This is a genomic window from Methylobacterium symbioticum (assembly GCF_902141845.1).
Taxonomy (GTDB): Bacteria; Pseudomonadota; Alphaproteobacteria; order Rhizobiales; family Beijerinckiaceae; genus Methylobacterium; species Methylobacterium symbioticum.
Genome location: NZ_CABFPH010000065.1, coordinates 1 through 20,177, shown reverse-complemented (window position 1 = coordinate 20,177; position 20,177 = coordinate 1). Strand labels below are relative to the sequence as shown.

Below are 20,177 nucleotides of genomic sequence, written 5' to 3'. Positions count from 1 at the left end.
GACATCCCCGAGCGCGGAGCGTCAGCCCGGCGTCACGCCGAGCCGGGCGCCGACCCTGCGGGCGGTCGCCTCGCGCCGTGCGGTGATCTCCGCGGCGCCGGCGCGGGCCCGGGCACTCACCGCCTCCGGTGCGCGCGCCGGGGTGCCGGCGTCGAAGGGCGGCTCGGGGGCGTATTCCATGTAGAGCTGGATGACCTGGGCCGCCTCGTCGCCGCGCAGCTGCGCCGCGGCGGTGAGTGCCCCGTCGATCCCGGCCGTGACTCCGGCCGCGAAGACCATGGGGCCATCGACCACCACGCGCGCATCGACCGCGGTCGCACCGAAGAGCGGCAGCAGGTGGTGGGCGCTCCAATGCGTCGTCGCCCGCCGCCCGGCGAGAAGGCCGGCCGCGCCGCAGACGAGCGCGCCCGTGCAGACGGAGAGCACGCAGAGCGCGCCCGCGGCCTGATCGCGAATCCAGCCGAGCACGGCCTCGTCCTCCATCAGCGCCTCCTGGCCGTAGCCGCCGGGCACGTGCAGCAGATCGAGCTGGGGCGCCTCCGCCAGCGTCGCGTCCGGGCTGAGGCGCAGGCCGCGCACGTCCCGCACCGGCTCCCGATCCTTGGCATAGATCCGGTAGGTCGCATTCGGGATCCGGGACAGGACCTCGAAGGGGCCGGTCAGGTCGATCTGGTCGAGCCCCTCGAAGAGCAGAGAGCCGATCTGCAGGTGACGCTCGGAATCGATCATGCGGTTGCACTCCTCTCGGGCAGGGTTTGCTGGGATAGGCGCCGCTCGGCGCGGAAACGGTCGCGGTAATCGCCCGGCGGCACGCCGACCTGGCGCAGGAAGGCGCGCCGCATGGTCTCGTCGGCCTGGAAGCCGCAGAGGGTCGCCACCGCAGCGAGGGCGGCCCCGTCGGATTCGAGCATGCGGCGCGCCGCATCGACGCGCAGGCGCTCCAGCATGCGGGCCGGCGTCGTCCCCGCCTCGGCCCGGAAGGCGCGGGCGAACTGCCGCGGGCTCAGGCCGACGCGCGCGGCGAGCGTCTCGACCCGCAGCGGCCGGTGCAGATTCTCGCTCATCCAGGACGGAAGATCCGCGAGGCGCGCCGACAGACCGGTCCGGTCCGTCAGATGCGGGCTGAATTGCTTCTGGCTCCCGGGCCGGCGCAGGAACATCACCAGTTCGCGGGCGACCGCCAGTGCCAGCGCATGGCCATGGTCGGCCTCGACAAGGGCCAGTGCGAGGTCCATCCCGGCCGTGATCCCGGCCGAAGTCCAGACGCGACCGTCCTGGACGTAGATCGGCTCGGGATCGACGGCGAGGCCGGGATGGCGCCGGGCGAGTTCATCGCACCAGCGCCAATGGGTGGTGACGCGCCGGCCGTTCAGGCAGCCCGACGCCGCAAGGATGAAGGCGCCCGTGCAGACGCCGACGACGCGCCGCGCCCGGGACGCGAGATGGCGGGTGAGGTCGCGGATCGCGGCCTCGTCGCCACGGCGGCGCGCGCCCTCCCCGCCTGCCACGATCAGGGTGTCGAGGGCGCTCCACCCGAGCAACGTCTCGGCCGTGACGGTGGAGCTCAAGGGGAGGCCCGCCGAGGTCGCCGGCGTGCCGGGCTCCGGAACGATGTGGCAGGCGAGATCGTAGAGGCGCGCATCCGAGCCCGTCGCCGGGCCGAGACGGCTCGCCTGCGCCAGGATCTCCGCAGGTCCGGCGATGTCGAGGAGCTGGGCCGGCGCGGCGGCGAGGATCAGGACACGGCGCGGTGTGTGGACGGTCGAGGACATGCCGGGAAGGTCGCACCCGCCAGGCGGCGTCACAATGTCGTTGTTCCCTCGAATTCTGCCATCGCCGTGCCTCCCGGATCCCGCCGGTGGTCTTGGACCGGACCGTGGCGGGCGCGCCGTCACGCATCGGCACTCAGGTCACGTGCTGCACCATGGCGCGCCGCGCCCGGATCGCCTCGCGGGCGTGATCGATGGCGGGGCCGATCAGGGCGGGCATCCCATCGCCGTGGGCTTGGCGCACCAGCGCCGTGCCGACGAGCCGGTGCAGCTCCTGCGACAGGGCGTCGAGTTCGGCGGCGTCCGCGGTATGGGCCCGGTCCGCGATGGCGACGAGGTCCGCGATCAGGCCGCGGTCCAGGGCGGCGTGGCGCCGCCGCCAGGAGCTGACGGCGAGTGCGAGCCCCGAGCCGGCGAGGCTGAGGAGGATGCCGCCGAGATAGAGGTAGTTCTGCGAGGTATCGAAGAAGCTCTGGTCGCCGTTGTTGATATAGGCCGCGACGCCCGGATGGACCGGGATGAGGGGCATCTTGTCGTCGAGGTCGGGCGCCTCGATCTGCCCGGCGAACGGCGTCGCCTCCGTCAGCATGCCCCGCGCCGTGAAGACCGATCGGGCGACAGCCGCGGCCACGATGTCGAGCATGCTTCGCGCGGCGACGAGCCGGTAGATCACGGCGAGGCTGTTCACCGCCTCGGCCGGGACCGGGGGGCGGCCACGGAAGGCGCCCACCGGCACCTCGATGGGCTCGAGACCCGGATAGCGCCGATGAATCGACTCGCCCTCGTCGAGCGCGAGAAGCTTCGGATTGCCGCCGGTCGCGCGCGCCACGGCCGCGACGGCATCGACGACCGCGCCCGCGCCGACCGGGCCGATCGCGAAGACCGCCGCCGCCCGGTGCTCCTGGAGGGCGGCCCGCAAATCGGTGGGGTCGAGGAAGAGGTGCCCCACCTTGGCGGCTGGCACGCCGACATAATCGAGCAGCGTGTCGAGGACGCGGGCATCGTCCGCTTGAAACGGGCCCGCCTGGATCGCCACGGCACGACCCGTAAGCTGACCGAGAGCCGTCACCGGACTGTGCGGCGGCAGGACGATGGCGACCACGTCGCGGCGCAGGATCGCAACGGTGAGGCCGTTCACCGGCGGCGGCAGGTCGCTGCGGATCACCGCGAGGTCGACGCGCCCGTCGTCCAGGGCGGCGCGCGGCGAGGTCGCCCTCCTCCACGGGGAGGAGACGCACGCGCGGATGCGGCCGCGCGTTCGCTGCCGCGAAGGTCGCGATCAGGCGCTGGCCCGCGCTGCCGGGTGGCCCGGCGGCGATGCGCAGGTCGGCATGGACCAGCCCGGAAAAGCCCGGCGCGGCGGCCGGCCCGGGGGGGGGGGGGGGCGCCGGGGCGGCCCGCAGGATCACGTCTGCCGGGCCCGGCCTACCAGCGCCGGACGCCGCGCCGGTAGACCACGGTGCGCGGCCGGTAATAGCCGCCCCGCACCACGGCGCGCCGCGGGCCGTAGACGCCGCGCCGCACCGCGACGCTGCCCCGGGGGCCGACGCAGCCGGCCCGGTAGACGCCGCCGGCGCAGACGACGGCTTCGGCCGGCGTCGGCAGGGACAGCGCGAGCCCGACGACGGCGCCGAGAAGGATGAGCGCTTGGTGCAGCAGGGACATACGTCTCATGGCTGGATCTCCTCATGTCTCACGCCCCGGCGGCCCCTGCGGCCGGGTCCATTCACGGTCTCGCCGCGTCATGGATGGGCCAACAGCCGCAGGCAGGTTCCGGCTCGCTCCGCGGCGGGACGGGCGTCGAGCTCGGTGATCCGGCCAGCCTCGACCAGGGAGCGCGTCTCGGACACGACGGTGTCGCGCAGGGTCTCCAGGCTCTTCATATTCCGCAACGAGGCGTCGTAGATCATCTTCGAATCCGCCGGCAGGCCGGCCGCGCAATGCGTCGAGGCGCTGTTGGCCTGGGCCAGTTGCATGATCGGGGCGGGTGCCGGGACCGGGCTCGTCGCGCCGATGGCCGCCGCGACGGCGGGTTGCGCAGCCAATCCCATCAGGCTGGTCAGCAGACAGAAACCGATCGCTCTCATCGCTTCCTCCTCTCGTCAGAGTCCGGACCCGCTGCCGGTCGCGGGCGTCGCCCCCGCCCCCGGCACGGCCTCGACGGCTGCACCCGGCCTGTGTCCGCGCTCCGAGACGCGCTGGAGCATCACGAAGAGCGGCGGCACGAACAGCACCGCCACGAAGGTCGAAGCGAGCATGCCGCTGCACACGGCGATGCCGATGGAGCGCCGGGCCGCCGCCCCTGCCCCCGTGGCGAAGACGAGCGGCAGCACGCCCAGGATGAAGGCGAGGGAGGTCATCAGGATCGGTCGGAGGCGCAGACGCGCGGCGGCGAGGGCGGCCTCCGCGATCGGCAGGCCCTGCGCGAGCCGAAGGTCGCGCGCGAAGGCCACGACCAGGATGGCGTTCTTGGCCGCGAGCGCGATCAGCAGGACGAGGCCGACCTGCGTGTAGATGTTGTTGTCGGCGCCCGCGAGCATCAGCGCCGTCACCGTGCCGAGCAGGGCGAGAGGCACGACGAGGATCACCGCGAGGGGCGCCGTCCAGCTCTCGTACTGGCCCGCCAGCACGAGATAGACGAGGAGCAGCGCGAGGCCGAACACCCAATAGGCCTGCCCTCCGAGTTGCGCCTCTTGGTACGAGATGCCGGACCAGGCGAAGCGGGTGCCCGGCGGCAGCGCAGCCTGTGCCAGGCTCGTCATCGCGGCGAGCGCCTGGCCGGAGCTGGTGCCGGGCGCCGCCACGCCGATCACCGCGGCGGACGGCGCGAGATCGAACAGAGGCACCAGGGCCGGTCCCACGGCCGGCGTGAGCTGCGCCAGAACGCCGACCGGCACCGCGCCCCCGCTCGCGTTGCGCACTGTCAGGGTCTCGACCGTCTCAGGGGTCAGGCGGAAGGGCGCATCGGCCTGGACGAAGATCGGGAAGGTGTGCCCGAACCGGGTGATCTGGCCGACATAGGTCGAGCCCACATAGGTCTGGATGGTCTGGAGCGCGTCGCCCGGATTCACGCCGAGCGTCTCGGCCTTGCGCCGGTCGAGATCCACGCGCAGATGCGGCGCCCCGGCCCGGAAGGGCGTGGTGACGCGCACGAGGCCCGGCTCCGCGGCGGCCGCCGCCACGAGCGCGTCCGCGGCCTGCTGCAGCCGGCGATAGTCGAAACTGCCGTCGACCAGCTGGACCTGCATCTGGAAGCCGCCCGTAAGGCCGAGCCCCTGGATCGGCGGCGGCGGCACCACGGTGAGACGCGCCTCGGCAAGGCCCGACAGACGCGCCTGAAGCCTCCCGTAGATGGCGCGGAGGGTCTCGTCCGCCCCGCGCAGGCTCCAGTCCTTCAGGATGACGTAGGCGACGCCGGCATTGGCGAGCGAGGCGTTGTTGTCGAGGAGCGAGACACCGCCGATCGCGACCACCTGCTCGACGCCCGGAACCGCCCGCGCTTCCGCCGTCAGGCGGTCCATGGCCCGGGCGGTGCGCTCGAGCGACGCGCCGTCCGGCAATTGGACCGAGACCATCAGGTAGCCCTGGTCCTCCGTCGGGATGAAGGCGGTGGGCAGGCGCGTGAGGCCGTAAAGGCCCAGCGCCAGGAGTGCGAGCGCAGCAGCCGAGGCGCCGGCGGCATGCCGGACGAGGCGAGCGGTCAGCCCGAGATAGGCCGCCTCGAACCGTCCGTAGGCGCCGTCGAAGCCGCGGCGGTAGGCGGCCGCGAAGCCGATCGACGGCGCGACCCGCGGGCGCAGCCAGCGCGCGCACTGGGTCGGCTTCAGGGTCGCGGCGTTGATCGCGCTCAGCACGGCGGTCGCCGCGATCACGAGGGCGAACTGCCGGTAGAACTGGCCGACGATGCCGGGCAGCAGCGTGGCCGGCAGGAAGACGCAGAGCAGCACGAGCGTGATGGCGAGGATCGGCCGCATCAGCTCGCCCATCGCGGCGACCGCCGCCGACCGGGGATCGAGGCCCGCCTCGATGTGATGCGTCGCCCCCTCGACCACCATGATCGCGTCGTCGACCACGATGCCGATGGCGAGCACCAGACCGAACAGGGTCAGCAGGTTGATGCTGAAGCCCAGCAGCCACAGGGCCGCGAAGGCGCCGATGACGGTGACCGGCACGGTGGTCGCGGGCACCAGGGTGGCGCGCCAATCGTGCAGGAAGAGCAGGATCACGAGGAGCACGAGACCCGCCGCCTCGGCGAGCGTCAGGTAGACCTCGTGGATCGACGCCTCGACGAAGCGCGTCGTGTCGAAGGGGATGGCGGAGGCGACGCCCTCCGGGAAGCCTGCCCCGAGGCGCGCCATCTCGGCGCGCACCGCGTCGGCGACGGTGAGCGCGTTGGCGCCGGGCAGCTGGAAGATCGCGATCCCGGCTGCCGGGGCGCCGTCGAGGGTGAGGAACTGGCTGTAGGTCTGCGCGCCGAGTTCGACACGGCCGATGTCGCGGATCCGGGTGATGCCGCCACCGGGCTCCGTCTTCACCGCGATCGCCTCGAACTCGGCCGCGTCGGCGAAGCGGCCGCGCAGGTCCAGGGTGACCTGAAAGGCCTGGGTGGTGGGCGCCGGCGGCGCGCCGACCTGCCCGGCCGCCACCGCCTGGCTCTGCTGCTGGATCGCCGTCAGCACGTCGCCCGGCATCAACCCACGCGCCCGCATGGCATCCGCGTCGAGCCAGACGCGCATGCCGTACTGTCCGACCCCGAAGACAGAGGCATCGGCAACGCCCGGAATGCGCGCGAGCGCGTCCTTCAGGCTGATCGCGGCGTAGTTGCTGAGGAAGAGGCCGTCGCGGGAGCGATCGGGCGAGGTCAAGGTGACGATCTGCAGGATCGCCGTGCTCTTCTTCCGGCTCGTCACCCCCTGCGCCTGCACGGCCTGCGGCAGGATCGCGAGCGCGGCCGAGAGCCGGTTCTGGACCTGGACCTGGGCCTGATCGAGATCCGTCCCGACCGCGAAGGTGACCACGAGCGTGTAGCTGCCGTCGTTGGCCGCGGTCGACTGCATGTAGAGCATGTTCTCGACGCCGTTGACCTGCTGCTCGATCGGCAGAGCCACGGTCTCGACCACGGTTCGGGCGTCTGCGCCGGGAAAGCGCGCCGTGACCTGGACGGTGGGCGGGGTGATCGGCGGATACTGGGTGACGGGCAGGAACAGCACGGCCACGAGGCCGATCAGGCTGACGATCAGCGCGCTCACGTTGGCGAGAACCGGACGGTCGACGAAGGTGGCGGCGTTCACGAGCCCCCTCCTCACTCGGCCCGGGCCGACACGGTCGGCGCGCCGATGACGCCCGGCACCGCGACGACCGTCCGGCCCGGCACGGCGTGCTGGATCCCTTCGGTCACCACGCGGTCGGCCGGCTGGAGCCCGGAGGCGATCACCTGGAGGCCGTCGCGGTTGGGTCCGAGGCCGACGCGACGCAGATTCACCACGCCGCCGGCATCGACGACGAGCAGGCTCGGTCCGACCTGATCGACGCTGATCGCGGCGGCAGGCACCCAGAGGACGGGTTGTGGCGACCCGAGCGGGATGCGCAGGCGCACGAACAGGCCCGGTGCCAGGCTCCGGCCCGGATTGTCGAGGCGGGCACGGACGACGAGCGTGCCGGTGCCCGTGTCGAGGCCGGAATCCACGAAATCCAGCTGCCCCCGATGCGGCAGGTCCGGCTCGTCGGACAGGCCGGCCTGAACCGGCACGCCCTGCAGAGTCTCCCGCGTCAGGGCTCGGTCCCGCATGGCCGCCTGCAGGCGGCGCAGGTCGCGCTCGTTGACCGAGACGGTCGCGTAGAGCGCATCGATCTGCGACAGGGTGCCGAGCTTGGTCGGCGCACCCGATCCGACAAGGTTGCCCGGATCGACGAGGCGTCGGCCCATCCGTCCCGCGAAGGGGGCCTCGACGCGGGTATAGGCGAGATTGATCTGCGCGACCTTCAGGTTCGCCTGGGCAGCCGCGACCGCGCTGCGGCCGGTATCGCGTGCCGCCAGCGTGCTGTCATAGGTCGATTGCGTCGCGATGAGCTGCTTGCGCAGCGTCTCCTGACGCGCGAACTCGGCTTCGGCGCTCTTCAGGGTGGCCGTCTGCTGATCGAGATTCGCCTGCGCGAGCGCAACCTGCGCGACGTAGGAATCGTCCTCGATCCGGAACAGGAGCTGCCCCTGGCGAACGTCGGCGCCGTCCGCGAAGCCGACCTCGCGCAGGAAGCCGGGCACGCGCGCGACGAGATCGACGCTCGCCGTGGCCGCGGTCTGCCCGGTCAGAAGGATGCTGTCCTGAAGGGGCGCGACCAGGGGGTTGGCGGCCGCGACCCGCGGCGCGGGCGGCACGGCCGGCGGGGGCGGATCGCAACCGGCCAGGACCATCGCCGCGCAGGCGGCCGTGAGCCGAGCCTGAGTCCGGATCCATCGACGAGGCAGAGGCGCACGCTGACGCAAGCACACCTCCATCGAGCGATGATTCGCGTGCCGCGATGGGAAGACATTGGATTCCAACGGACAGGCTTGTCAAACATCTTTTCTCATCTACTCTGAAACCGGCAAGACGGAAACTTATCAAATGATAAGACGCACGACGGAACGATAGTTCATGACCGATGGAGAGATGTACGACTTAAGTTTGGATTGCGGATTTGGCACCTGAAAACGCTGGCATCCTCAACGCTGTGAGAATAACCCAGTCCCCAGACCAGATTTTGCCGAGCCGAGTTTCGATTCGGCCTACAGTCAGGCTCCGCGAGAACGACATGGATCCGGCGAAGCGGGCCATCTGCGCCGGAGATGCATGGGGTAACCGACACGCAGCGAGAGGTATCGGCATGGATCACGACACGATGCGCCGGGCGACGGCCGAATTCTTCGGCACCTTCTGGCTCACCTTCGGCGGCTGCGGCGCCGCCATCCTGTCCGCCGCCTTTCCCGAACTCGGCATCGGCTTCCTGGGCGTCGCCTTCGCCTTCGGCCTCACCGTCCTCACGATGGCTTACGCCGTCGGCCACATCTCCGGCGGCCATTTCAATCCCGCCGTCACGCTGGGTCTCTGGTCGGCGAGCCGCTGCGCCACCCGTCACGTCCTGCCCTACATTGTCGCCCAGGTGATCGGCGCCGCGATCGCGGCGGCGATCCTGTACGGCATCGCCTCGGGCAAGGCGGGCTGGGTCCCGAACGGCTTCGCCTCGAACGGCTACGGTGAGCTCAGCCCCGGCAAGTACGGCGTCGTGTCCTGCCTGCTCACCGAATTCCTGACGACCTTCTTCTTCCTGTTCATCATCATCGGCACGACATCGAAGGGCGCTGCGGTGGGGTTTGCCGGCATCCCTATCGGATTCACCCTGGTCCTGATCCACCTCATCTCGATCCCGGTGACCAATACCTCGGTCAATCCGGCGCGGAGCACGGGGCCGGCCTTGATCGCCGGCGGGGAGTACGTGGCGCAGCTCTGGTTGTTCTGGCTGGCACCGATCGCGGGCGCGATGATGGCAGGCGCCCTGGCCCGGTGGCTTTACGAACCCGCGGACATCGTCGAGACCACCGTGGTCGAGAAGCGGGCCGCCGCTTGAGGCCGGCTGCCCGGACGCGCGGATTGTGACGGCTGACGGCTGACGGCGCACCCCTCGCGCGTCAGGCGTCCGCCCGCTGCAGTTCCGGCACGGCGAAGGCTTCCGGCTCATGACCCGCCGCACGCAGGACCGCGAGGAGATCGCCGGGGAGGAGGCTGACGGTGCGCGTACTCACCAGCGGGTGAACGTTGATCCGCGCCGCCTCCAGCAGGCTGTCCTGGATCAGAATCCGCACGCTGCCCGGTGCGGCGTTGAAGGCTGCGAGCGGCGAGACCGCACCGCTCGCGACGCCGAGCTGCTCGCGCAGCGCGTCGGCGCTGGCAAAGGAGAGGCCACCGCGGGCGCCGAGCACGGAGCGGAGCGCCTTGAGGTCGACCCGTGCGTCGTGCTGAAGCGTGACGAGAAAGTGCGCCTTCTTCCCGTCGCGCAGGAAGAGGTTCTTCGTGTGCGTGCCGGCGATGTCACCGCAGATTGCCATCATCGCCTCGACGGTGACGACCGGGGGGTGCTCGTAGAGCTCGTAGGCGATACCGCCCTCGCGCAGGCGCGCCAGCACATCGTCGGGGCTCAAGGACATGGATCGCCTCGTATCCTGGATCGAAGCGCCGCTCGTACACGCCTGGGCCGGCCCCGTGGACTGATCACGACACCGGAGCCAGCGGCGCGCGATCTGTGCTCCGAAGACCCGACGACCAAGAGGCGATACGAACTCCCAAGAATACGAGAGCGACAGAACAGAACTGATAACGGCAAATCTTGCATCGGATCAGACGCTTGTCCTTGCCTTCAGCTGAACGCTCAGCAAAGATCATACGCGTGCTTCCACGATCTCGGATGGAGGGCGGCATGACGGTCAGGTCCTGGAATCGGCCCAGTCCATTGTCCGTATTCGCGAAAAGCGGCTTCACAGGCGGAGGCTGGGCGACCGTGCTGCGCGACGCGATCAAGATCTTCAACGATCTGATGGCGACCAACGGCGTGAAGGTGGCCCTGGCCGAAGCCAAGGAGGAAGCGGGCGCCCACATCATCGTCGATGCCGTCGCGAAGCAGGCATCCTTCAGCTATGGCGGCGCCTCCTATTCCAAACCCTTCTCGGGGGATGGATTGCATGGGCTTACGGTCCCGGTGGCCGAGCAGGATACCGGCCTGATCGACCGGTCATTCGTGTTCGTGCCGGCGACACCACGCATCGATGCCGCGAACAAGAAATCCCGCGAAGTGGGGCAAGATGCGCGCCGCTTCATTCTCGTGCACGAGTTCATCCACGCAGCCGGCCTGAGCAACGACGAGCACACCCTCGAGGATGTGTTCTGCTTCCCGGGCGAATTCGTTCAGGGCAACAGCGCCGGAGCCGACAAGATCCAGCCCTGGGGTGGCCTCGGCAAGCCGATGCCGCCCTGCACGATCATCGCCAAGACGGTGTCCAACCTGCAGAAGGCGTGGCCCTGACCAGGATGGGTGTCCGGGCGTTCTGCCGCAGATCCGAGACGTTTCTGCCCGCGCAAGGCACCTGCCGCGCGCCAGCCCCGGCGCGGCACCCGGAAGCCGGTCATCGCGGCAAGCGGGAGCCCCGCCCGGTTGCAACGCGATCAGGGCCGGTTCTAGAAGGCGCGCCAGTGCCGGCGATCGCCCGGCAAAACCCCCGAGGGCCACAGCATGAGCATGGCGGACGAGACCCTGAAGGCCCGCGCCGACATGATGGCGCTGAAGCTGCTGGTCATGGATGTGGCCGCGCGCTTCTACACGGATCACGACGTTTCGCCGGAGCATATCCGCGCCGTCGCGCGCGACCACGTTGCGGTCGTCGCGTCGGAGACCGACGCCGCGGGCGGCGAGGCCGATCCCGAGCGGGTGGAGTTCATCGTCCAGACCTACGCCGAGGCGATCGCCGACACGTTCGGCGGCGTTGCCGAAGCCGTCGAAAACCTGAAGACGCGCAAGGAGGCGGGGCGTTCGTAAAGCGCGCCGCCGGGGCGCGGAACGCCCCCCTGCGGAGGCAGAGGCTCCCCGAATCCATAGGTCGAGGACGGGATCGCGCGGATGAAGCCCCGCTCGATCCTCTCGATCAGGTTCCGAGAGCAGACCGAGGAGAACATCCACAGAGCTGTCCAGCCATCGCGCCGGCACGTTACAATGCGGCAGATGATCTTCATGGACGGTCAATGCCTGGGCGAAATACTCAGGTATGGCCAGCAACGTCGACCCAGCCAGGATCATGGCTGCCGGATTCGCGCTCGGCGGTCTGATCGTCATGATGAGCGCGCCGAGCCCGTCATGGGCAAGCGTGAATATCGGCGCGCTCTGTCTGCTCATGTTCGGCGTTCTGTGGCTCGCGCCCCTTCTGCGGCGGCCGAAGCCTCCGCGACGTCGAGAACCACCAATCCGCTACGAGATCATCGAGGCGCCCGACGTGCCCGGTCAGCCGCTCACAATCCGCGAGATGCTGCCCTCGCAGCTGCCCGAATATCCGGCTTTGCGCACGCGGATCCAAACCTGGCGGACCAGGCGCCTCGCTCCGGATCCCGCACCGCTTCAGATCACCTCGGCGCGGCCGGAGTGATCCGCCCCGACCCATGAAACACTTGATCCGTCCCGGACCGGATTCCGGTAGCGAGCACAGCCGATATCCCGTGTGACCGGGCGCACAGCCGCAGGCTGCGCGATCTGATCACCTGCCGATCTCCGCTTCGGGAGGGTTCAGCTGATGCCGAACGCTTACGATCAGCTTATCGCGGCGCTACGCGCAATCACCGTCCAGACGAGCGATCCGCTGCCCGTCGTCGTCTTCGCGCTTCAAGCCATCGAGCAGGAACGGCTGGCAGGCCGAAAACAGCCGCCGGAGGGGATCGCGGGACCGTCCGCGCCGATGTCCCGGCCGATCCGCGCGGAACGGATGTCCTGATTGCGTCCGCGCCCGGCCGCTCCTCGGGATGCGAGGCTGCACGGGCCGACAGCCGGGACGCGCCGGATGAACCGAGGGGAGTCACGAAAGGGGGATGGGCCGCAGCCATCACGCAAGGAGGCGATCATGGACCGGATGTCGATCTATCTCACGCGACTCGTGAGGATACAGGTTCCTTCGGGATCCCAGATCCGGCTCGAGATGTATTGCAAAGCGAATGACAACTATGCGCAGTATTTCTTCTCGCAGGACGTGCAGAGCGCGGTCAGCAATCAGGTCGATTTGATCGAGATCGACAGGACATCGTCCGGCCGCTCGGTCAGAACGGAAGCCGAGAGCCATATCGACGATATCGGCGACACGGATGGAGCCTACGCCTTCACCAACATCATGGAGGTGGACATGTTCGCTCCCCATAAGCCCTACGTGAAAGCGAAATTGACCTTCAGCAAAGCATCGTCTCACACATTCCGCTTGGCGCTGTGGTCATATTTCGGCAGCGACGAGGCCGTCTGTAGCTGGAGCCTGAAAGGCAAGATCGACGACCGATTCAAGTACACCCCGATCCGTGGCCACTTGGTGCGGGTCGACGGCCGGCCGCCATACCTGATCGACATCTAGAGCGCGCAGCCTCCAAGTGGCGACCGATGAGGTTCGGCAGCGCATCGAGATGATGGGGACTGCGAGCCGGAGGCTGATCGGGACCGTAGAGGGACGGCAACGCGGCCAGTCCGCCGCCTTGTCCGACATCGCCGAGGGCAACGACGGCACCGGTTGCCGGGCTTCAGCCGAGGGTCGTGATCAGTTGATCAGGCAGAAGCCAGTCCCCGAGTCCCCGACGCCGCCGACACGCCGCTCGGGGGTGCAGGCTGGCACCGCGACCCGCGCCTCCTGCACATGCGGGGCCGGCGTGTTCACGGAACGTGAGGCCGCAGAAGCCGGTTCACCGGTCGCGCGTGATTGAGGAACGGCCACGACCGGCGCCACGGCAGAGGCTGCAGCCGGTGCCGTTGCGATGGCCGGCCGAAGGCCGATCCTGCTGATCCGAGTGGCATCCGGGCGCGTTCCCGCTGCGGATGTCGTTGCGACGGGCTGGTCGCGCGTCGGCGCCTTTCCGGAGAACAGGCGGCCGAAGCCACGTCCTCGTGCCTCCGCGGCCTGGATACTGCCCGCGAGCGCCAGAGCGGCCACGCCAACCACCAAGGATGTCCGCATGGATGACCTCCATCACAGACGGAGAGGCTGCACATGATCTCTTAAGCGCGCCTGAAGCCGAACTCCTGCATTCGAGGGATGGCACGTTTCCCCCGTCGCATGCGCGCTTGAGGCAGCCGCCACAGCGCCTCCTGCCTGACTGACAGGCTTCATCCATCAGATCTCAGGCGACGAGATCGAGCCAACTGTTCCCGCCCGGCTTGGAATTGGGATAGACGGCCTGGAGCTGCGGATTGGTCGCGATGAAGACACGTCCCTGGACAGGGCTCGGTCCGGACAATTGGAAGAAGCCCTTATCCTGCGTGGGTAGCAATCTGATGTTCTGATTGTATTGTGGCCCGCCGGAGGAGCACTGAGCGATGGTCAGCTTCACCTCCGATGCGCTATAACTCTGGATACTGTCCACGATGACGATGTGATACCCGTTCTCGGGCGTCCCGAAAATCAGGAGACTCAGCGGCTGAACGTCCTGCAAGTTCCAGGTCCTGGAAAAGCCGCTGCCAACCTTCAAGTATTGATGCGGGAGGTATCCCGGGTACGCGGTATAAACATTGATTTGATAGAGGTAATTGAACACAAACCCGATACAATCCCATCCGTAGCCGCGTTTGGCGATGAACTTCTGCATCCCGGTCGCGAAATCCGATTTTGATGTGAGGAACTCGGACATGGGGACGCCGATCCGCTCGACAACGGTCTTCTGGCTTCCCTTCCCATCCTTCTCGTCGTGCTTGAGATCGACCTTGAGCTTCTGCACGGCATCGAAATTGTCGTAGATCCACTCCCAAACCAGGATGAAATCCGCGACGTAGCCCTGGCCCTTGCCGATATTCGCCCATTGCTTGGTGTTCTTGGCTGGGCCCTGGCCCATCGTCGGACCGGCAACGCTCTTCATCCGGACGATCTGGTTCTGCAGCCCGTCGGATGTGTAGTTGAAGCCGTTCTCGTGAGATCCGCTCACGTATTGGTTCAGTTTGATCGGCTCGTCGCCCCAGCGGCCGAACATCCCTATCGTGGAGATCCAGGTGGCGAAGGCGGAGGGGGGCAGGAGGATCGCGCGAGCCATGACATCACCTCGTGTCTGTGGACGCATCGCCCTGCCGACTTTTCGATCGGCGAGGACACTCGTTGTCCGCGATACTCAGACGACAACGAATCAAATCGTTGCCGAGGCTAGCATGCGCCGTTCCGGCAAACGAGCATTATTCATTCACGGCAGACTATAAGCAAAGCAGACCGAGCCAGGACAGTCGATACGATCCTTGGGCCGGCCGCCCGCGGCGATGGCGACGGCCTCGGGTCGCTGTTCCAGACATCAACCCTCTAACCCTCCTGCCAGACGAACAGGATGAGGCGAGAGATCGCGCAGATGGGATGATGGAGCCTTGCTGGCCGCGGACATCCGCCACGGTCGACCGTTATCGGCCGGCCGGCTTTCGCCCTCGGCGAGAAGGACAGGCCAACCACACGGGCAGATGAGCCACGGGAAGAGCGAATGGCGGAGACGAGAGATTGCTTTGTTTAGCCACCCAAGACAGTGACAACCACCTCAGAGATGGGCGCGATGTCGTCCGACAGATTGGCATGCTCCCCGACCTTATACCTGAGGCCGCCGATGCCCAGTTGTCGATGCCTCCCGCGTGAACGAGGACATTCCCGGCATCGATACCGAGATGGCGGATCGTGCTCTCGATCCTCGTGTGGCCGAGCAGGATCTGAACCACCCGTGGGTTTCCAGTGTGCTTGGAGATCAGCGAGACCTTCTTCCGGCGCAGCGAATGCGATCCGTAGTCTTCATGCCTCAGATCGATTCCTGTTACGCACTTGTTCACGAGACGGGCATAGTGCTGGGTGCTGACATGGGCCGCGTGGTCGAACCGGACTGTCAGCCGCCGAGGATCAGCTCGCATCCGGCTCGGCATCCCCGCCTGCCGTCCTGACGGCCTCCTGCGGCTCGACGTGCGCCCCGGCGGGCAGGACCACGACCTTCGTGCTGACGGGTACGCGCCCGTAAAGATCGATGATGTCTTGGTTGAACATCCGGATGCAGCCGGACGAGACGTTCGTGCCGATGGTGTCGGGCTCCGTCGTGCCGTGGATGCGGTAGAGGGTGTCCCGGTCGCCGTCGAAGAGGTAGAGAGCCCGTGGGCCGAGCGGGTTTGCCAGGCCCGGCGCCATGCCGTTGCGCCAAGGGCCGTTGCGCTCCGGCTCGCGCCGGATCATGTCGGCCGTCGGCGTCCAGCGCGGCCATTCCGCCTTGCGCTTGATCTCGGCGGTTCCATTCCAGGCGAGACCGGCCTTGCCGACACCGACGCCGTAACGCAGGGCCCGACCGTTCTCGCGCACGAGGTAGAGAAACTTGTTGCCCGGATCGACGACCAAGGTACCTGGGGGCTCGCGGCGCGGGTAGGCGACCTCCTGGCGGAAGTAGCGTGGGTCGACCTCGCTCACGTCGGTCGCTGGCAGCGGAAAGCGCTCGGTGGGCTTCGCCGCGTACATGGCGAGGACGCTCGGATGCACCGGCGCGACGCTCGCGATTGCCCCTACGTCGCGATCGGTCGCCATGCAGCCCGTCGTCAGCAGCGTGAGCGACAGAACCGAGGCGCGGTGCAGCACTCGGGGACGGGGGGAGTGCAGGCCGTCGGGAATGCATTTCGTCATGGCTTTGCGGTCATCTCCAATCATCGCGTCGCGCGCCGTCATATTGCTGCTGCTGATCCAAGTCGGACACTCAGGCTGTTGCCGCGTACCCTGAAGGCGGTCCTTCTTTCAGATACTCGACAATTCGGTTCGAACCCGAACCTGTCTTGGCAACCAACGAGTGTCATCGATTTGAGAAGACGAAGAGCTTGCGACCCGGTATAGAGCCGTCTGCACCACGCGCTTGAAATCCGACCCTCTCGAGCAAACGCCACGAGGCTTCGTTGTGCGGCCGACACTCTAAGATGATGCAACGGTCGGGATCGGTCACGGAAAGCGCATTGCAGGCTCGAGCCAACGCGACCTACCGAGCGCGCCCCCCAGGATCGACGCGCACGCTGTCTCGATGAATCTCTGAGAGCCTGTTTGAGCGGGATCGACGGATCCTCATTCAGCCGAGTGAACACCGGCGCGATCCAGCCCAAACAGGCTCTGAGATCGTGGAAGCCGCTCTCGAAGACGTGGATCTCGGTTCGCCCCCTGCTCAACCCTCGTCTTGCCATCTGCGCAGATGCGTCTGGTCATGATAAGCCATGCGGTCCGGCGCAGTGATGAATTCGATCGTGGTCCCCCAGGGCATACGGCAGTAGCAAACCTTGTTTCCCGGACCCTTCTCGGTTGTGTAGGGGATAGCGCGGGGCGCCGTGAGAGGGGTACCTCCAGCCCTTTCGAAGCGCTCAACCGATGCGTCGATGTCGTCGGTGTAGAGAGCGAAGTGCGTAATGCCGATGTCGCTCGCTCGGACCGGCTGGGCCTGTTCGGGGCCATGCATTTCGAAGAGCTCGATATCAGGCCCGGTTCCAATTTTGACCATCGCCTGCGCACGCACGACCGTTCCAGGAAATGCGCCAACCGCCCGCTCGAACTCGGGCCCTTGCCGCGCCGGATCCTGCGGCCCGAAGGATTGATAGATGACCTGGCCGCCAAGAGCTTCCATCAGGAACGATTTTGCGGCTTCGATGTCAGGCACCGTGATGCCGATATGGTTCACCCCGCGAATGGCAGGAGCGGTCATGACTGTCTTCCCTTTCCATTGGACGATCGCGATCCGGCCGGCCCACCACCGCGCGGGTCCGGTGTATTCAATTGGCCCTGAGGAATTCGATCAGAGCGTCCGCGACTTCGTGCGGTCGCTCGTCCGCAAGATAGTGGCTGCACCGCGCAATCGAGCCGCCTCTCACATCGAGGGCGAATTCCTTGAGCATCGGCACCATCTGTGCACCGAAGCGCTGATCGCCGCCGAGACCTAGCACTGGTATTTCGAGCGGCTGCTTCTTGTACTCGAACGCGGCCGCATGGTCGGCGGCGAGGGTACGATACCATTCCATGCCGCCGCGGGTGCGGCCGGGAAGCGCCATCGCTTTCGCATAGATCTCGATGTCCGCCGGATTGAAGGTGCTGTGATCGTAGAACCGCTCTGCCATGAAGGTCGAAACATAGTCGTACTCACGGCCATGGATCAGACGCTCGGGCAAGTCCCGATTCATATGGAAGCCGAAATGCCAGAACTGCGCGGTCGTCGCCTGCCACTCGGTCCAGCCGGGAAGCGGAACGTCGAGGACTGCAAGATGCGTGACAGCCTCTCGATGAAGTGCCGCCTGCGGCAATGCCACCATGCCGCCGATGTCGTGTCCGCACACGGCATACCGCTCATACCCGAGGGCAACCATGACTTCGTGCGCGTCGCGCGCCATCGTCGCCTTGTCATAGCCGTCGAGCGGGCAGTCGGAAAAACCCGCGCCGCGCAGATCCATCGCCACCACGCTGAAATGCTCGGCCAGCAGCGGCATCACGTGGTGCCATTCCCACCATGTTTCCGGCCAGCCATGAAGAAGAAGAATCGGCGGGCCGGAGCCCCCCGTGACGGCGTTGATCTTGATGCCATTCACCGGCACCAGCTGCTGGGTGAATCCCTTCAACGTTGCGACCATGATCGCTTCCCGGTCGATGGTGACATTCGAACAGAGCTCGCGACCAGCGCTCAGTGCTGGTCAAAATCGGTGGCGATCGTGATGTCGCGAACCGTCATATCGGCCATGATCGACCAGTCCTTCTCTCCGAGGCCCGCTGAGACAGCTTTGCTGAGCCCCTCGCGGACAGCTTCAAGCATCGGGAGCGTGCGTCCGATCTGGTTGCTCGCCTCGGTCGCCAGGCACATGTCCTTCAGCGCGAGCTTGGCTTTGAAGCCGGGCTCGAATGACCGTTCCGTGATCTGCACGCTGTAGGTCTCATAGGCGCGGCCCGAGAAAAGGGTGCCCAGGATGAGGTCGAAGAAATCCGCACGGCCGAGGCCGACACTCTCGGTCAGCACGACACCCTCAGCCATCGCCTCGATAGCCATGGCGATCATCATGTTGCAGGCGATCTTGGCGGCGTTCGCGCGCGCGGGATCCTCGCCCAACGTCCAGACCTTCTGACTCAGGGGGGCGAGCAACGGCTCGATCGCCGCAACTGCCTCGGCCTTCCCGCTCGCCAGGATATTGAGCTGGCCACTCGCCGCTACGTTCGGCCGCCCGAGAACTGGTGCGGACACATAGCCAAGGCCCGCCTCCTCGTGCAGCGACTCCAGTTCTCGCGCGAAAGCCACCGAGATCGTCGACGTGACAACATGGGTCAGCCCCGGCCGCGCGCGTGCGAGCAAACCCGCATCAAGGATGACCTCCCGGATGGCTGGATCGTCGGATAGCATCGTGAAGACTGCGTCGGCTTGGAAAGCATCCGCCGCGAGCTGAACCAGCGTTACTCCGGGAACGCGATCCTGGGCGACCCTGCCACGGTTCCAGGCCCGCACCTCATGGCCTGCTTTCACCAAGTTCAGGGCCATTGCTGACCCCATACTGCCGAGACCAATGAATCCGACCTGCATGATCTACCTCTTGCTGTTCGGATGAGAGCTGCAGGCGGGCTTGGACGCAGGCTTTTGTGCGATCATCGGGCTGAGCCCTGCACCTTCAGACGATGGCCGGAATCTAGATGATTAGATTTGTTCCTGAAGCGACATAATTGTATTCTCGGCGTTCAGTTTTGTGCGGGTGCCGCGATGGAATGGAGTGACGTCAGAATCTTCCTGGCCATCGCGCGGTCCGGCACGCTCGGCGGCGCCGCGCGTTCGCTCCAGACGAGCCATCCGACCGTCGGCAGGCGTCTGCGCGCATTCGAGCAGGCGATCGGTCACACGCTCTTCCAGCGCACCGCGGACGGTCTTGTCCTGACCGAAGCGGGCCACGGGATCATCGCGCCGGTCGAACGGCAGCGCGGAGCGGTCCAGGAGCTGAGGCTGGACGACGACTGCCGCACACGGGTCAGCTTCCCCGCTCAGCGAGAGGTGGCTCACACCGAGCGCGACGACGTGCGCGTCCCTGACCTCGGAGATGACCGTGCCCGCGAAGGAGTGGCCTACCAGCACGGTCGGTCCCTCGGTCCGCGCGAGCACGCGCCGAACAGACTCGGTCGCCGCCTCGAGCGTCGTCACGTTCAAGCCCGCCGATTGGAGGCGGCCGATCACGTCCGACCAGCAGGAGCCGTCCGCGAAGAGGCCGTGCACGAGCACGACGTTGCGGGCGGGCCTCGTCTCACTCTTCGCCCGGGCCGGCGCCGGCAGCCCCAGGACGGAACATGCAGGCTGGCGGCGCAGTGGCTCGTCCGCAGCTGCGGTGTGTTGCGCGCTTTGGTCGGTGTCTCGCCCCCGGCGAACCTCACACGTCAGCCGAAGAGCGGACCTTCGGCATTGCGCTCCATCTCGGCCAGTCAGGTGCCTTTGCCAAAACCTCCAAGGTGGACATCCCGGGAGGCCAAATCGCTTCGGCCGGGTCCGATGTTGGTGCGCTGCGGAGGGAGGCTCAGATCGCGCTCCGGAGAACACCGTAGGTATCGCCCGGATGATCTCGTGACAGGCAGCGTGTACCTCCTTTTGCTTGGCATACGACCTCAGGGCAGGAGCGAGCGATGCGTGCAGTCGTCTACAATGGCCCGCGGGATGTCGCCGT

The 20,177-nt window shown here is 67.3% G+C and carries 19 protein-coding genes and 2 pseudogenes; 7 read left to right on the top strand and 14 right to left on the bottom strand.

The window, feature by feature from the left end; genetic code table 11:
• Positions 1–21: 21 nt before the first annotated feature.
• From MET9862_RS19475 to MET9862_RS19445, 7 genes are all read right to left on the bottom strand, one after another.
• Positions 22–729 (bottom strand): DJ-1/PfpI family protein, encoded by a 708-nt coding sequence (locus tag MET9862_RS19475; RefSeq protein WP_142584548.1) that lies wholly within the window; start codon positions 727–729, stop codon positions 22–24.
• A complete protein-coding gene (locus tag MET9862_RS19470; protein WP_142584547.1) occupies positions 726–1,772 on the bottom strand; it encodes a GlxA family transcriptional regulator in 1,047 nt (348 codons plus the stop codon). Before MET9862_RS19470 ends, MET9862_RS19475 begins: the two co-directional genes overlap by 4 nt.
• A gap of 133 nt (positions 1,773–1,905) precedes the next feature.
• Complete coding sequence (locus MET9862_RS19465) at positions 1,906–2,934, bottom strand: TAXI family TRAP transporter solute-binding subunit (RefSeq protein WP_142584546.1); 1,029 nt, start codon at positions 2,932–2,934, stop codon at positions 1,906–1,908.
• A gap of 260 nt (positions 2,935–3,194) precedes the next feature.
• Complete coding sequence (locus tag MET9862_RS19460) at positions 3,195–3,443, bottom strand: hypothetical protein (protein ID WP_142584545.1); 249 nt, start codon at positions 3,441–3,443, stop codon at positions 3,195–3,197.
• A gap of 68 nt (positions 3,444–3,511) precedes the next feature.
• A complete protein-coding gene (locus tag MET9862_RS19455) occupies positions 3,512–3,856 on the bottom strand; it encodes a hypothetical protein (protein ID WP_142584544.1) in 345 nt (114 codons plus the stop codon).
• A gap of 15 nt (positions 3,857–3,871) precedes the next feature.
• Entirely contained in the window at positions 3,872–7,060 is a 3,189-nt protein-coding gene (locus MET9862_RS19450) for an efflux RND transporter permease subunit (RefSeq protein ID WP_142584543.1), read from the bottom strand.
• An 11-nt stretch (positions 7,061–7,071) separates the two neighbouring features.
• Entirely contained in the window at positions 7,072–8,181 is a 1,110-nt protein-coding gene (locus MET9862_RS19445) for an efflux RND transporter periplasmic adaptor subunit (protein WP_185156937.1), read from the bottom strand.
• Between the two features lie 452 nt (positions 8,182–8,633).
• Here MET9862_RS19445 and aqpZ point away from each other — a divergent pair, with 452 nt between their 5' ends.
• Entirely contained in the window at positions 8,634–9,374 is a 741-nt protein-coding gene (gene aqpZ, locus MET9862_RS19440; RefSeq protein ID WP_142584541.1) for an aquaporin Z, read from the top strand.
• Positions 9,375–9,435: 61 nt separating this feature from the next.
• Here aqpZ and MET9862_RS19435 read toward each other — a convergent pair whose 3' ends face one another.
• Positions 9,436–9,951: a prolyl-tRNA synthetase associated domain-containing protein gene (locus MET9862_RS19435; RefSeq protein ID WP_142584540.1), complete on the bottom strand. Its 516-nt coding sequence runs from the start codon at positions 9,949–9,951 to the stop codon at positions 9,436–9,438.
• Between the two features lie 350 nt (positions 9,952–10,301).
• Between MET9862_RS19435 and MET9862_RS19430 the strand changes: the two genes are divergently transcribed.
• The 5 genes from MET9862_RS19430 to MET9862_RS19410 all read left to right on the top strand — a co-directional run bounded on the left by MET9862_RS19430 (position 10,302) and on the right by MET9862_RS19410 (position 12,897).
• Entirely contained in the window at positions 10,302–10,823 is a 522-nt protein-coding gene (locus MET9862_RS19430; RefSeq protein WP_142584539.1) for a hypothetical protein, read from the top strand.
• A gap of 207 nt (positions 10,824–11,030) precedes the next feature.
• Entirely contained in the window at positions 11,031–11,333 is a 303-nt protein-coding gene (locus tag MET9862_RS19425; protein WP_142584538.1) for a hypothetical protein, read from the top strand.
• A 226-nt stretch (positions 11,334–11,559) separates the two neighbouring features.
• The gene (locus tag MET9862_RS19420) at positions 11,560–11,934 is read left to right on the top strand and encodes a hypothetical protein (RefSeq protein ID WP_142584537.1); all 375 of its coding nucleotides are present in this window, start codon (positions 11,560–11,562) and stop codon (positions 11,932–11,934) included.
• 144 nt (positions 11,935–12,078) lie between these two features.
• Positions 12,079–12,276 (top strand): hypothetical protein, encoded by a 198-nt coding sequence (locus MET9862_RS19415; protein WP_142584536.1) that lies wholly within the window; start codon positions 12,079–12,081, stop codon positions 12,274–12,276.
• Positions 12,277–12,402: 126 nt separating this feature from the next.
• Positions 12,403–12,897, top strand: a complete 495-nt coding sequence (locus MET9862_RS19410) for a hypothetical protein (RefSeq protein ID WP_142584535.1) — start codon at positions 12,403–12,405, stop codon at positions 12,895–12,897.
• A gap of 757 nt (positions 12,898–13,654) precedes the next feature.
• Here the strand turns inward: MET9862_RS19410 and MET9862_RS19405 are convergent.
• From MET9862_RS19405 to MET9862_RS19380, 5 genes are all read right to left on the bottom strand, one after another.
• A complete protein-coding gene (locus MET9862_RS19405) occupies positions 13,655–14,557 on the bottom strand; it encodes a hypothetical protein (RefSeq protein ID WP_142584534.1) in 903 nt (300 codons plus the stop codon).
• Between the two features lie 833 nt (positions 14,558–15,390).
• Entirely contained in the window at positions 15,391–16,056 is a 666-nt protein-coding gene (locus MET9862_RS19395; RefSeq protein ID WP_438616635.1) for a L,D-transpeptidase, read from the bottom strand.
• A gap of 619 nt (positions 16,057–16,675) precedes the next feature.
• Positions 16,676–17,206, bottom strand: a complete 531-nt coding sequence (locus MET9862_RS19390) for a VOC family protein (protein WP_142584532.1) — start codon at positions 17,204–17,206, stop codon at positions 16,676–16,678.
• Positions 17,207–17,273: 67 nt separating this feature from the next.
• Positions 17,274–18,122: an alpha/beta fold hydrolase gene (locus MET9862_RS19385; RefSeq protein ID WP_142584531.1), complete on the bottom strand. Its 849-nt coding sequence runs from the start codon at positions 18,120–18,122 to the stop codon at positions 17,274–17,276.
• A 50-nt stretch (positions 18,123–18,172) separates the two neighbouring features.
• On the bottom strand, positions 18,173–19,057 hold the full coding sequence (locus MET9862_RS19380) for an NAD(P)-dependent oxidoreductase (protein ID WP_142584530.1): 885 nt from the start codon (positions 19,055–19,057) through the stop codon (positions 18,173–18,175).
• A gap of 174 nt (positions 19,058–19,231) precedes the next feature.
• Here MET9862_RS19380 and MET9862_RS19375 point away from each other — a divergent pair.
• Positions 19,232–19,456: pseudogene (locus MET9862_RS19375) on the top strand (LysR family transcriptional regulator); the annotation flags it as partial.
• A gap of 99 nt (positions 19,457–19,555) precedes the next feature.
• Here the strand turns inward: MET9862_RS19375 and MET9862_RS19370 are convergent.
• Positions 19,556–19,798 (bottom strand): annotated as a pseudogene (locus MET9862_RS19370) (esterase/lipase family protein); the annotation flags it as partial.
• Positions 19,799–20,177 lie beyond the last annotated feature (379 nt).